The sequence below is a fragment of the Pseudolactococcus yaeyamensis genome (assembly GCF_054658615.1).
Genome location: NZ_BAAGGP010000015.1, coordinates 14,539 through 26,952 on the forward strand (window position 1 = coordinate 14,539; position 12,414 = coordinate 26,952).

Annotated in this window: 14 protein-coding genes and 1 other RNA gene; 1 reads left to right on the forward strand and 14 read right to left on the reverse strand. The window is 40.9% G+C overall.

Annotated elements, in window-relative coordinates; all coding sequences use genetic code 11:
• Positions 1-58: 58 nt before the first annotated feature.
• From ACYQ21_RS04630 to ACYQ21_RS04655, 6 genes are all read right to left on the reverse strand, one after another.
• A complete protein-coding gene (locus tag ACYQ21_RS04630; protein WP_460055753.1) occupies positions 59-766 on the reverse strand; it encodes a Bax inhibitor-1/YccA family protein in 708 nt (235 codons plus the stop codon).
• 70 nt (positions 767-836) lie between these two features.
• Positions 837-1,295 carry a hotdog family protein gene (locus ACYQ21_RS04635; RefSeq protein ID WP_460055756.1) on the reverse strand — a complete coding sequence of 153 codons (459 nt, stop codon included), beginning with the start codon at positions 1,293-1,295 and terminating at the stop codon, positions 837-839.
• Positions 1,295-1,801, reverse strand: coding sequence for an HD domain-containing protein (locus tag ACYQ21_RS04640; RefSeq protein WP_460055759.1), 507 nt, complete (start codon positions 1,799-1,801; stop codon positions 1,295-1,297). Before ACYQ21_RS04640 ends, ACYQ21_RS04635 begins: the two co-directional genes overlap by 1 nt.
• Positions 1,802-1,816: 15 nt before the next feature.
• Entirely contained in the window at positions 1,817-2,752 is a 936-nt protein-coding gene (locus ACYQ21_RS04645) for a DHH family phosphoesterase (protein WP_460055761.1), read from the reverse strand.
• 12 nt (positions 2,753-2,764) lie between these two features.
• On the reverse strand, positions 2,765-4,048 hold the full coding sequence (locus ACYQ21_RS04650) for a DRTGG domain-containing protein (protein WP_460055763.1): 1,284 nt from the start codon (positions 4,046-4,048) through the stop codon (positions 2,765-2,767).
• Between the two features lie 124 nt (positions 4,049-4,172).
• On the reverse strand, positions 4,173-4,730 hold the full coding sequence (locus ACYQ21_RS04655; RefSeq protein WP_460055766.1) for a GNAT family N-acetyltransferase: 558 nt from the start codon (positions 4,728-4,730) through the stop codon (positions 4,173-4,175).
• An 86-nt stretch (positions 4,731-4,816) separates the two neighbouring features.
• On the opposite strand from ACYQ21_RS04655, the gene ACYQ21_RS04660 reads away from it, so the two are divergent.
• Complete coding sequence (locus ACYQ21_RS04660; protein WP_460055768.1) at positions 4,817-5,266, forward strand: DUF1694 domain-containing protein; 450 nt, start codon at positions 4,817-4,819, stop codon at positions 5,264-5,266.
• A gap of 183 nt (positions 5,267-5,449) precedes the next feature.
• On the opposite strand, the gene ACYQ21_RS04665 is transcribed toward ACYQ21_RS04660, so the two are convergent.
• From ACYQ21_RS04665 to ACYQ21_RS04700, 8 genes are all read right to left on the reverse strand, one after another.
• Positions 5,450-5,992: a methylated-DNA--[protein]-cysteine S-methyltransferase gene (locus tag ACYQ21_RS04665; RefSeq protein ID WP_460055770.1), complete on the reverse strand. Its 543-nt coding sequence runs from the start codon at positions 5,990-5,992 to the stop codon at positions 5,450-5,452.
• A gap of 29 nt (positions 5,993-6,021) precedes the next feature.
• An RNA gene (ffs, locus tag ACYQ21_RS04670) (signal recognition particle sRNA small type) lies at positions 6,022-6,119 on the reverse strand.
• A gap of 12 nt (positions 6,120-6,131) precedes the next feature.
• On the reverse strand, positions 6,132-6,599 hold the full coding sequence (gene tadA, locus ACYQ21_RS04675) for a tRNA adenosine(34) deaminase TadA (RefSeq protein WP_460055822.1): 468 nt from the start codon (positions 6,597-6,599) through the stop codon (positions 6,132-6,134).
• Positions 6,599-7,357, reverse strand: a complete 759-nt coding sequence (locus tag ACYQ21_RS04680) for an MBL fold metallo-hydrolase (protein ID WP_460055772.1) — start codon at positions 7,355-7,357, stop codon at positions 6,599-6,601. Before ACYQ21_RS04680 ends, tadA begins: the two co-directional genes overlap by 1 nt.
• Before the next feature lie 233 nt (positions 7,358-7,590).
• On the reverse strand, positions 7,591-8,550 hold the full coding sequence (locus tag ACYQ21_RS04685; RefSeq protein ID WP_460055774.1) for a hypothetical protein: 960 nt from the start codon (positions 8,548-8,550) through the stop codon (positions 7,591-7,593).
• A 119-nt stretch (positions 8,551-8,669) separates the two neighbouring features.
• The gene (locus ACYQ21_RS04690; RefSeq protein ID WP_460055776.1) at positions 8,670-11,045 is read right to left on the reverse strand and encodes a homocysteine S-methyltransferase family protein; all 2,376 of its coding nucleotides are present in this window, start codon (positions 11,043-11,045) and stop codon (positions 8,670-8,672) included.
• Positions 11,046-11,180: 135 nt separating this feature from the next.
• Positions 11,181-11,657, reverse strand: coding sequence for an ECF transporter S component (locus tag ACYQ21_RS04695; protein WP_460055779.1), 477 nt, complete (start codon positions 11,655-11,657; stop codon positions 11,181-11,183).
• On the reverse strand, positions 11,654-12,340 hold the full coding sequence (locus ACYQ21_RS04700) for a methionine synthase (protein ID WP_460055781.1): 687 nt from the start codon (positions 12,338-12,340) through the stop codon (positions 11,654-11,656). Before ACYQ21_RS04700 ends, ACYQ21_RS04695 begins: the two co-directional genes overlap by 4 nt.
• Between the last annotated feature and the right edge of the window lie 74 nt (positions 12,341-12,414).

Sequence of the window (12,414 nt, forward strand, 5' to 3'; positions counted from 1 at the left end):
TCTCCTGCATCATTTCCCACAAAAATAAAAATCATCTTTCCCAGATGATTTTTTAGGCTTAATCTCTGCTACCACCAATTCCGAAAATTCTCAAGATTGAGATGAACAGGTTGATGAAGTCGAGATAGAGGCTTAGAGCCATGCTCACTGCCCAGCCGTCGGTCACATTACCGTTTGCTTGGTTATAGAGCGCTTCGATTCTTTGGTTATCCCAAGCAATCAAGCCTGAAAAGACGATAACGGAAAGGATTGAAATCATAAAGTCCATACCTGATGAACCGACAAATAGATTCACAACGCTTGCAATAATAATACCAACCAGAGCTGCAAACATGGCTTTCCCCATACCAGATAAATCACGCTTGGTCGTTTTACCAAAGATTGAGAGTGCAAAGAACATGCCTGCTGTTATGGCAAAGGCTATGGCAATGCTACTTAAATCGAAGTAAGCCAAGGTAAATGTCAAAGTGAAACCATTTAAGGCTGAAAAAGCAATGAAAGCTGGTAAAGCCATCGGTGAATTTTTTCTAGCCATTGGCGAAAGTGCGACGACTAACACCATTTCTAAAATCCATAAGACGAATAAAAGCCAAGTATTGCCTGTCAAAATCGCTGAAATATTCTCAGCAAACATGGTCAATGTGATAAAGGCCACCACAGCGCTGACAGCAATCCCCATACCAACTAACGCATAGATACGTGCGAAGAAATCGGCGAGTGAAAATTTACCTGTATTTTGATTTGTTTCGAAAATTTGATTGTTCATAAAGTCCTCCTTCTGAATCCTTTTTTAATATCCATGAACTTAGTTCAGAATCACTCATGCTAAGATTTAATTACTCTGATTCAGTCAGTTCTTCTAAAGGTGGCTGCACCAAGACAATGGCGTCCGCTACCCGTTCCTCATCTCTCATAATCTCAATATTAATCGTTACCAAATCCTTATTGGTATCAATTTTGATAATTTCAAAATTAAAACTTAACAAGTCATTGCGAAATATTTTTTCAATGAGGTTGAGATTGACATTGACCACATGACTACCAGGACCCGGTAAATGTTTGTTAATGGTTGAACTGATAATGCCAAAAATCAGAGCAGTTGGCACCACTGGTTTGGTCAAACCAAGTTCCTTAATATAATCATACTGCGAATAGAGCGGATTGTCATCGTTCGTAAGACCGAGATAGAGTAAAATTTCTCGATTTTTAATCGTTTCAGATAGACTAAAAGTCTCACCCTCTACTAATTCATCAATCGTTTTACCGATTTTGATGTCTTGATTTTGCAATTTCATTAACTTAATTTTTCTTTCTTGAACAGTTTATGATGCTTCCATTTCATCTTCATCAACTGTACCCATTCTTTAATAGCTACATAATCATCAACAAAAGTCACGACAAAACTTTCCTTATAACGTGGTGGTGCAATGGTTGCGCCCCACATATGTTTGATAATGATGTCTTTTTCTAATTTTGAAATCGTCGTCAATTTTTGTGCATTTTGGTAAGCGATTCTGGGATGGACATAGGCATGACTGCCTTCGGCAAACTTCGTTTCCCGCCAGTCATAGTAAAAGAGGTCATGTAAAAGTCCTGCACGAGCCGTTGCTTTTTTGTTCCAACCAAATTTTTTAGAAATTTTGTAAGATGTATAGCTGACATTCAAAGAATGGAGCAAGCGCGTTGAAATGTAATGATGTGTAAATTCATGCAATTTTTGAACTTCTGGTGTCTCTAAAAGCCCACCGACATAGGACATGTACTCAGAATCGTACAACCATGGAAAATCTTTTTTAGTCATAAACTCATTATACCACTATTTCTGAAAAGCAACTAAATTATTTCTTAATTCTTGGAAGATATCATCATTTTCTTGTGCCGAATAGCTATTAGCACCACTGGCAAGCGGATGACCACCGCCAGCGTGTTGTTTAGCAATCTCATTAATCGGTGCGACTTTCGAACGCATTCTGACACGAAAATGACCATCTGCCTGCTCAACAAAAATTGCCCAAGTTTGAATTTCTTTAATTTTCCCTGGTGCTGAAACAATCGCAGACGTTTCTGAATCTGAGATACCATGAGCTTTCATCAACTCTTGCGTGATAAAAATACGCGCTACACCTTCTGGTGAAATCTCGAGATTTTCATAGACATAGCCTTGAAGTCTCGCAATTTTCATGTCAAAACTGTCCATTTCTCGCATGAGACCTGCTCGGTCAAAGGCATGTTCGGCTAATTTTGCGGCGGTATAAAGCGTTTTGGGTGTTGTCGCTGGATAAAGAAAACGTCCCGTATCGCCAACAATCCCAGCATACAAGACTCTGGCAGCCTCATCAGACAGTTTCAAGTCATGGTCAAGGGCAAAATTCGCTATGATTTCTGATGCTGAACTTGCTGTCGTATCAACTACTAATAAATCACCATAGGCATCATCATTAGGATGATGGTCGATTTTAATCAAGCAATTCCCCGTCTGATAGCGCACATCATCAATCCGAGGTGTATTCGCCGTATCCGTCACGATGACCAGTTTACCTGTGAAAGTTTCATCAGGTAACTGATCCATCTTACCAATAAAAGCTAAACTCGGCTCATCAAAACCGACTGCTGAAACCGTCTTATTCGGAAAATTTGTCCGCAAGATATCCCGTAAGCCTAATTGACTGCCTAACGCATCTGGATCGGGATTTTTATGTCGATGAATGACAATCTCATCATAGGCTTTAATCTTATCTAATATATCGTTCATGTGTATCCTTTTCTAGTTAATTTGTAGCGTGACTAAAATCTTGCTGATAATCTGATAATCCAGATAGACCTCAAAATCAATGGTCGCACCAAGTCTCGTCTCGCTGATAATCTTGGGATAAACTTCCAACTCATCGTCAATGGCGACAGCACCCATGAAATAAATATTCATCGATTCGATGATAATATTTTTATTTTTCGTTTTGGTCATGACACGATCGGTGATATTGCTGATAATCTCAGCCATCATCCCATTGGCAATGTTACCAACATTATTCATCATGAATGGTTCTACTGTAAAGGTGTAATAAGATTGCACTTCTTTTACAGCGCGTGCCACATCGTCGGTCATGGTGTGAGAAAATTGACTTTGCTCAGAAGACTCCTGCATACTACGTAGCATATCAGACTTACTAATAATCCCTGCATAAGTACTATCACTGTTGACTACTGGCATCATGTCATAACCGTCAAAAATCATTTTTTGACTCGTTGAGGCAACGGTCATATCAAACTTAGCCAATTTAGGATTTCGGGTCATGACTTTATCAATAGTTGTACTGTTCTTCTTACCTGTGACATCTCGCATACTCACCACGCCAACAACCAACTTGTGTTGATTGATGACGGCAAACCTAGAGCCATTCGTTTTTTTGACTAAATCTAGGTAGTCTTTAACAGTCGAAATTTCATAAAGGGTTGGTGCCTGACTCTGATAAACATCTGCTACTGTTGCGATTTCTTTTTTGATTAATTCATTAGACAGTGCGCGGTTAATACGGCTAGCAACAGTAAAGGTATCAAAATCAGTTCGAAGGACTGGTATGGCGTGAGCGTTCGCATAATCTAGCACCTGTGGCTCAATCTCAACGCCCCCTGTAATCAACACGGCATTGCCCTCATGCAGGGCAAGAATTTGAATATCCGTGCGGTCGCCGACAATAACCAGACCACCACGCGTTAAATATTTGAGAATATTTTCCTTGGTCATGGCAGCAATGGCGAACTTGCTAAAAGCCTGAGTTAGACCTGCTTCCCCCGCCATCACTTCAGCGCTGGCAATTTTGGCAATCTCGCCAAAGGTCAGGGTCTCAATCACGCGCTGTTCCTGTGTCGCAATCCGTGTTGTGCCTGACCGGTCATTGATGGAAACAAGACCGCGTGCCTGAGCCTCCTTAATCGCCCGATAGGCTGTCCCGTCAGAAACCTTGAGCCGTGTTGCCAAACCACGAACGCTGACCTTCTTGCCAATTTCCAAATCATCGATATAGTCTAGTAATTCTTGATGTTTACTCATGTTTGACCTGATGAACCTTTCTATAATACGCATTTAAGCAAATATTTTGGGCTATTTTCTATCACTTCTTCGTTTGACAAGTTTTGACGTGCACCTGTACGCCTAGAATTGATGGAAAAATATCTCAAAAATTTTGTTCACTTTTTTGACTTAAACGCGTATAGCGTTTGAAATTTTTCACAATTTTGATGTAGGAATCAAGTGCTTTGTAGCTTTCTTTTAAAACAAAACCTGATTTTTCTGCGACCCTGCCTGAGCCAATATTGTCAACATCAACGACAATATCCAAATAACGCAAGCCAAACTCAGTCAAACCGATTTCAGCTAGGGTTCTAACTGCCTCTGTCATCAGCCCCTGTCCCCAATATCTTTGGTTAAGTGCATAACCAATCTCTGCAGTTCTTGCTTTTTCATCTAATTTGCCAAAGGTAACCGTTCCAATCATAACAGCCTCTGACTTGAGTTCTATCGCCCATTTTCCCAAGGGTTCTTTCATAAACAAAGTCGCAATTATCAATCGAGTTTCGGCTAAATCATGATGCGCTGGAAAAACGTAAACCACATTTTCTGGTTTACTGGCATAGTTAAACATATCTTTCGCATCCATCATTGACAGAGGACGCAAGATTAGCCTTGAGGTTTCAATGATGTTGAAAGTTGCCAATTTCTCGTAGATATTCATGACTGTATTATAGCATATTGGCGCATAAGTCGCATAACAAAAAACATTTTCTAATGAAACCGATTTATTTATGGTAAAATGATAGTATGACGAATTTAGAAAATAGGCTTGATCGCGCCTCAAGCGGTGAATATCGACTAAATCCCGATGAACAAAAATTATATCTGAACACTTTTCGTGAGCGCATTTTTCTGGCGATTACTTTTACTGACGCTAAGTCTACACAAGTAAAAGACAACTTTGATTACATTTTAAGCCATTTTGACACGACTGAAGCGCCAATTTTTGTTAAAATTTGTGGCGATTTGCCTGATGACTTGACTGGCTACTACCTCAAATTAGCGACCGACCATCATTTTGAGGGGCAGATTTTAACTGAACCTGCTTCTGATCAGTATGGTCTCGTCATTCATACCGACCATGCGGTTAATCTTGACAAGATTGGCTTATCTGATGTTTTTCCTGATTTGGTGGCGAAGGATACACCCGCACCTCCACCTCAGAAAAAAGGATTTTTCGCTAAACTTTTTAGGTAAATTTTTTTAAAAGCTAATCATCCTTATAACCTAAAATAGGCTGGGACAAAAGTCTCAGAAATACGAAAACCGCGTGAAATTCGTTTCTAGAAACGTTGATTTCATGCGGTTTTTCAGTTTCAAAATTTGTCAAAAATAAGCAATTTCTGACTTTTGTCCCAACCTCTTTTTAGATCAATCGTATTAATTTCTACTAGTACCATGTTTCGGCACGTATAAACTTGTCATATCGACTGCTTCTAAGGTTAGTAATTTGACTTTATTCGTGATACCACCAGCATAGTCGGTCAAATTACCATTACTGCCGACGACACGATGACAGGGAATAATGATTGAAATTGGATTATGACCGACCGCGCCACCAACCGCTTGGCTAGACATAGTTGCTCTCCCCTGCTCTCCCGCAATCTTCTCAGCAATTTCGCCATAGGTCATGACTTGACCATAGGGAATTTCTTGTAACAATCGCCAAACAGCCTGTCTGAACGCACTTCCAATAGGTGCTAAAGGAATAGCTACTAACGATGGTTGTTTACCTGAAAAATAACGGTCTAACCATTTTGTAGTGACCTCAAATACTGGCAAGCAATCATTTGCCTCCCACTCCTCAGGAAAATTGTCAGCAAAATATTTTTGATTTTCTAACCATAGACCAATGAGACTTTCGCCATCACTAGCTAAAGTCAAGAGACCTACTGGTGAATCATATGTTGTTTGATAAAACATCAGTTATCCTTCTTTATTTTCATGCCAAATTAATCTAAAAAAATAAGGCACATAGCAACGCTACTTAGGGCTGCTTGCTTCCGCACCTGACCCACTTCATAGCATTACTATTGCCTCACTTATAAGTATATCATAAAATTTATTTTTTGCGGCGATTTTTGAAAAAATTTTGCATCATTTGCGCACATTCTGCTTCCAAAATGCCTGATTCAACATGGAGGCGATGATTAAGCCGCGGATCTTCTAAGATTTGGTAAAGGGAGACAGCCCCACCAAACTTAGGGTTGGTAGCGCCGAAATAAACCTGTGGCAAACGGGCAAGAGAAATCGCTCCCGAACACATGACACACGGTTCAATCGTCACAAATAAGGCACAGTCAAGCAGACGCCAGTTACCCACAACCTCATTTGCCCTATCAATGGCACAAATTTCAGCGTGGTGTGTTGCTTTTTGGTGCAACTCACGCGCATTGTAAGACCGCGCAATAATCTCGCCATCCTTGACAATCACAGCACCAATCGGGACTTCCTCATAATCTGCTGCTTTTTGCGCTTCTATCAAGGCTTGACCCATAAAATATGCTTTTTCTTCTGGTGTAAAGGCTATCAAAATGTATTAAAATCCCATGTCTTGTGTGGCGTGGCAAGCTCTGTTGGCACACCTTGTGCTTCGTCCGCTGCTTCTTGTCGTAGCTGTTCTAAATCGCCAAACTGTGGCAAATGCGTCAGAACTAATTTTTTAACCTTTGCCTCACGCGCGATACGTCCAGCTTCTAGGCTTGACAAATGGTTGGGCATATTTGCTTTGTCTGAGAAAAAGTACACATCCGCCAACAACATATCAGCAGCCTTTGAAAAGTCAACTAGACCATCAAACCAGCCCGTATCGCCCGTGAAAATAAGTGTCTGACCTGTTTTACGCTCTGTAATCCGCATGGCATAGCAGATAATCGGATGCACCGTTTTTGTAAAGGTAATATCAAATGGCCCAATTTTTTGTACGCCAGTCACATCATAAGCAATCCCTTCAGAGACGCCATCAAGTGTCAGATTTTGGAACTCGTGAGTATCTTCGTTATGCCCATAGATTTTGAGTATCGCACTGTCCCACTCTGGGTCTGTTTTCGGCCAAAGTTGACGATACTGGCGCAAGACACCCAAATCTGCGATATGGTCTTGATGATAGTGGCTGACAATCACCGCATCGATACAGAGTGGCGAGACTTCATGCTCTAACTCTGTCACGGCGCGACTGCCCGCGTCAATCATGAGATTAAAACCAGAATTACTGGTCAGGAGATAAGCGGTCGTTCCCGCGTCCTTGTAAGGATAACCTCCCCAAACACCCAAAGCTGTTAATTTCATATGATTTCCTTTCTGATAATTTTTACTTCGTAACACCCTAGCGAGGTCATCCGCGAAATTCCGCCGCTCAAAGGCTTTTATCTTACTTTTCATTTTAACATAAATCAGTTAAGTTTACTTTAAGGAGGATAGCTTATACTAATATCATTCCTAAAAATTTTTTCATAAAAACTCCTGAAAACCACCGCCTACTGGATATAGACGGTGGTTTTCTATACTATAGAAATGATAATTTATTCTTCATTTTCAAAGTCGCTATAATCAACCTGAACGCTTTCAGAAAGTAATTTTCCTAGCTCATCGCCACTTTTAATCAGATTATCTTTAGTTGGTATTTTAACTGTTACTTTTTCATCAGAGTATTTCACTTGATATGAAATTTTACCATCAAGACCAACATTATCAAGTTTTTTGCCAGTAAAATTAATAACAACGTTTGATGTTTTCTTTTTGCTATCAGTGGTAATTGTCATTGATTTGATTATTTTGGGAACCTCTTTTTCAAGATCATTATCTCCTGCTTTATCTTCCAATGATTCTACCATGTCTTTTGTCAAAGAACCAACACTAGCAATATAAACTTTTAACATTTTTCCTATTTTGGCACCAGATAAATTCAAAGTGATAGCTGAACCTTTTTGATTAAAATCGGTTTTGTCCACTGAATCAAGCACTTTAGCCATAGCTTCTTGAAAGTCTTCAACACTTACTGAAGATTCCCCCCACTTTTTAGAAATAGCATGGGTATCTAGATATTTTCCTTTTATAGAAGTCATATCTATATCTCCGAAATGTTTGCTAGCCGCAGAATATTGAACATATAATTCAGCTAGTGGTTTCAGAGTATCTAGTCTAAGATAAGCGTTATTTCCTTGCATCACAACTTCTAACGGAATAGTTTGGCCCGCAACCGAAACGTCCACATTAACCTGTGCATTTTTACCATCAGCCATTGATTTCCCTGATAGTTTAAACTCGCTTAAATAAGCATTGATGATTGGAACATAAGCTTGAGCAGTGCCATCTGCTTCCACTTTCAAGTCACTTGTGTTAAAATCTATTTTTGCCGTTGATAACTTAGCCAATTCAGCATTATCTTTGATAAATTGTGCCTTATTATCAGTTCCACAAGCTGTCAATGCAACTGCGCTGACAACTAAGGCAGCAACCAGTCCTAATTTCTTAAATTTCATCTTAATTCCTCCAAATATCCTTCTCTCGAAACTATTATATCATAAAACGCTTCCACTATTTAAAACAATACAAGAAAAAACATCTCTGGCAGACTCTCAGAGATACTTATCCTTACTGTTTAAAAAAATGTCTGTGCAATCTCAACACTCGCCATGGCATCTTTCGCATAATAGTCAGCACCGACAAACTCACGATATTCTTCATTGAGCACTGCCCCACCGACCATAAAAACGGTTTCTGGTGCGACAGCTTTGACGGCGGTAATCGTTTTTTTCATATTTTGAACCGTTGTGGTCATCAAGGCTGATAAACCAACCAGCTTAATATTTTGTGTAACAACTGTCTCCACTACTGTCTCAATCGGTACATCTTTGCCAAGGTCAACGACATCATAGCCATAGTTTTCCAGAATCATCTTCACGATATTTTTGCCAATATCATGAATATCCCCTTCAACCGTGGCAAGTAAAAGTTTGCCTAGAGATGCTGATTTTTGACCTGATTTAGCGAGTGCTACTTTCAAGACTTCTTGTGCTTGTTGCGTCGCCTCAGCAGATTGCATCAGCTGTGGTAAAAATAACTCGCCTTTTTCAAACTGAGCACCGACAACATCCAAGGCAGGAATAAAATAGGTGTTGACAATCTCAAGCGGCGTCAGCGTTTCAAGCATTTTCTGCGTTTCAGCAGCTGTCAACTCCTTTCGGCCTTTGATAATCATCTCTTTCAAATCTAAGGCGTCTTCAGTCAGTGCTTGATTGCCACTCCCATTGGTCACCGTCACGACGGTCGTCGTATTTTGCGCGTTAGCGATATAAGCTTCCGAGTTGGTGTCCTGTCCAGTGAAAACCTTGAGCGAGCGCACCACGCGCATCATAGCCTCTGACAAAGGATTCATAATCGGTGCATCAAGTCCAGCGCCAAAGGCTTGCGCCAGAAAGGTGCCGTTGAGCAAGTCACGATTAGGCAAACCAAAGGAGATATTGGACAAGCCGACGACCGTTTTACAGCCTAAACGTTCTTTGATTAGGCGAATGGTATCCAATGTGACTGGCACTTGTTCTTGCTGGGCAGAGGCTGTCAAGACCAGCGGATCAATCATCACACGATCTGGTGTAATCCCATATTTACCGGCCTCATGGACGATTTTTTCAGCGATTTGATAACGTTTTTCAGCCGTTTCAGGAATACCTTCATCATCCAGACATAGGCCTAGAATGACCCCGCCATATTTAGCCACGATTGGCAAAATCTTAGCTAGACTTGCAGGTTTACCATTGACCGAATTAATCAAGGGAACGCCATTATAATGACGCGCACCGGCTTCAAGCGCTGCCACTTCTGACGAATCAATTTGTAAAGGTAAATCGAGCAAAGACTGTAACTCGACAATCGTTTTAACCATCATTTTGGCTTCATCAATTTCAGGTAGACCAACATTGACATCTAAAATATCAGCGCCAGCATCACGCTGTGCAACCGCCTCCTGAATGATATAACTAATATTGTTCTCGCGCAGCGCCTCTTTCAAACGGGGCTTCCCCGTCGGATTTATCCGCTCACCAATCAAACTTAGTCCCCGACCAATTTCTAGCGTTTTAAGTCCTGAGGTGATAAAAGTACCTGATTTTGGCTCTGGATAGACTTTTTCCGTTTGATCAATGAGCAAGCGCAACTGCCGAATAAATTCTGGTGTTGTCCCACAACAACCACCCACCACAGCCACACCTTGTGCCAATAATTTTTGCGTGTAAGCGACATAAGTTTCTGGTGTAATTTTGTAAACCGTCTCGCCATTTTCCATTTGTGGTAAACCGGCATTGGCCTGAACCATGACTGGTATCTGCGCATAATCTAAAATCGTCGCAACAATCGGCGCAAGTTCCTTTGGTCCAAGTGAACAATTAACCCCCAGAACATCCACACCCAAATTTTGTAGCGTCAAGGTCGCAGTTTGGGGGTCAACCCCGACAAAAGTTCGGCCATCTTCCTGATAAGTCATGGTTACAAACACGGGCAACTTGGTATTTTCTTTCACAGCTAAAACTGCGATTTTTGCTTCTAATAAATCTGCTACCGTCTCAATAATAACCAAATCAGCACCAGCTTGCTCTGCGATAATGGCTTGGCTTGCAAACATCTCATAGGCGGCTTCAAAAGACAAGGTACCCATGGGGTGCAGGAGTTGGCCTGTCGGTCCCATGTCATAGGCGACATATTTTGGCTCAGCTTGTTTAGCCAGAGCAACCGCTGCAAAAATCGTCTCTGCCACCTCATTCGCAGACATTTTCGTCGTATTAGCCTGAAACGTATTGGTCGTGATGATATCCGCCCCTGCCGCCACATAATCCCGATGAATCGCTGCAACGACCTCCGGATGCGTCAGATTAAAATGTTCAGGAATCCCCCCAATCGGCAAACCTCTCTCTTGAAGCTGTGTCCCCATTGCCCCATCAAAAAGCAAAATTTGCGTTTTTAAAGCCGTTAAAATCGTCATGTCATGTCTTCCTTTATTTGAACTTCAAACTAACTGCTTATAGAAAATAGATGATTAGTGAACCTGCGCAAGCGCATGACCATTAATCTCTAATTTTCTGCAGAAGTTTTCGATTGCGTTGCATCGCTTTCAGTATCATGTTTTTAAAATATTTTTGAAAATGGTTGCTAATATTGGGAAAAAGAGCGCCGTTGACACGGCATGTGCCAAGTCAAACGTCAAGCCACTGATCCAAAAAGGCCAGAATTGACTACCGAATAGCTGAGCTGAAAATATAGAGATAATAAAACCATAAAACATCGTCAGTAGAAAAACGACAAGTGTTCTTAAAATCATCGGTTTGAGCCATTTAAAAATAAACGCTCCAAGACTCAAAATCAAAACATAGCTTATCATCTGACCCAAAATAATCACCGAGAATCCCATCAAAAAGCCTGTCACCATCATAGTTAAACTACTGACGATAATGGCATCAGCTAAATCATAAGCCAAGATTAAAACAAAAAACAGGGCTGTAATCGATTTGACATTTGGAAAAGCACCAAAAGTGAGGCGCAGGACGCAAGCAAGTGCGGTTAAGATTGCAAGTCGTGTTAGTCTTGTCGTCATCATGACATGACACCCGTCACATTAAAGTTACCATTTCTGACCATATCCATCGTCAGATTTTGAGGTGGCTTGCGCCTAGGACGAGCCAATTTATCATCTTCAAACAAGCCAAGAATAGCCGTGACAGATTTTCTAGGCACCATTAAGTTGGTGTCTGTCAAGGTTAGCCCCAGTTGTCGATCAGCATTCAAAGTTTTTAAAAATTGAGGTTGGACTTCTAGAGACAAGTCGCCATAACCTGGAGAAAATCTGCGATTCAGTACACTATCCGTAAACTGAGAATCGATGTCAACTTCTGCTAAATCACAGATTTTCTCGATGTAATCAACACAGGCAGCATCTAGCACAAAGGCTTTTGTCATCTCAGATAGCTCGTAGCGTCTGATCTGCCGTTCGACTTCAATGCCTAGCGTGGCGGCAAGTAAAACGACTTGTTTGGCATGTTTCAGGTGGTTATAGAGCTGTTTCGATTGGAGAACTAAATCGGTATTAGTGAGATGAATGACGTGGTTAATCTCATCTAGCGTGAAATCATAGGCCTGATAAAGGTAACGCGCATTTGATACGTTCTGAACTTCCAAAATCATCTCATCTACTAGCGCTGAGATATTCGATGTCAGTTCTTGTTTGCGTCTATAGCCTAGATAGCGTAAAACTTCTGATTTTTCCAAGGGTAGATACTGCATAGCGCCTCCTTTTCTCATAAACTAATAATAGCATAGATTTCAGTGCTCGCCTTATACTTAAACCTTTAGTAAGG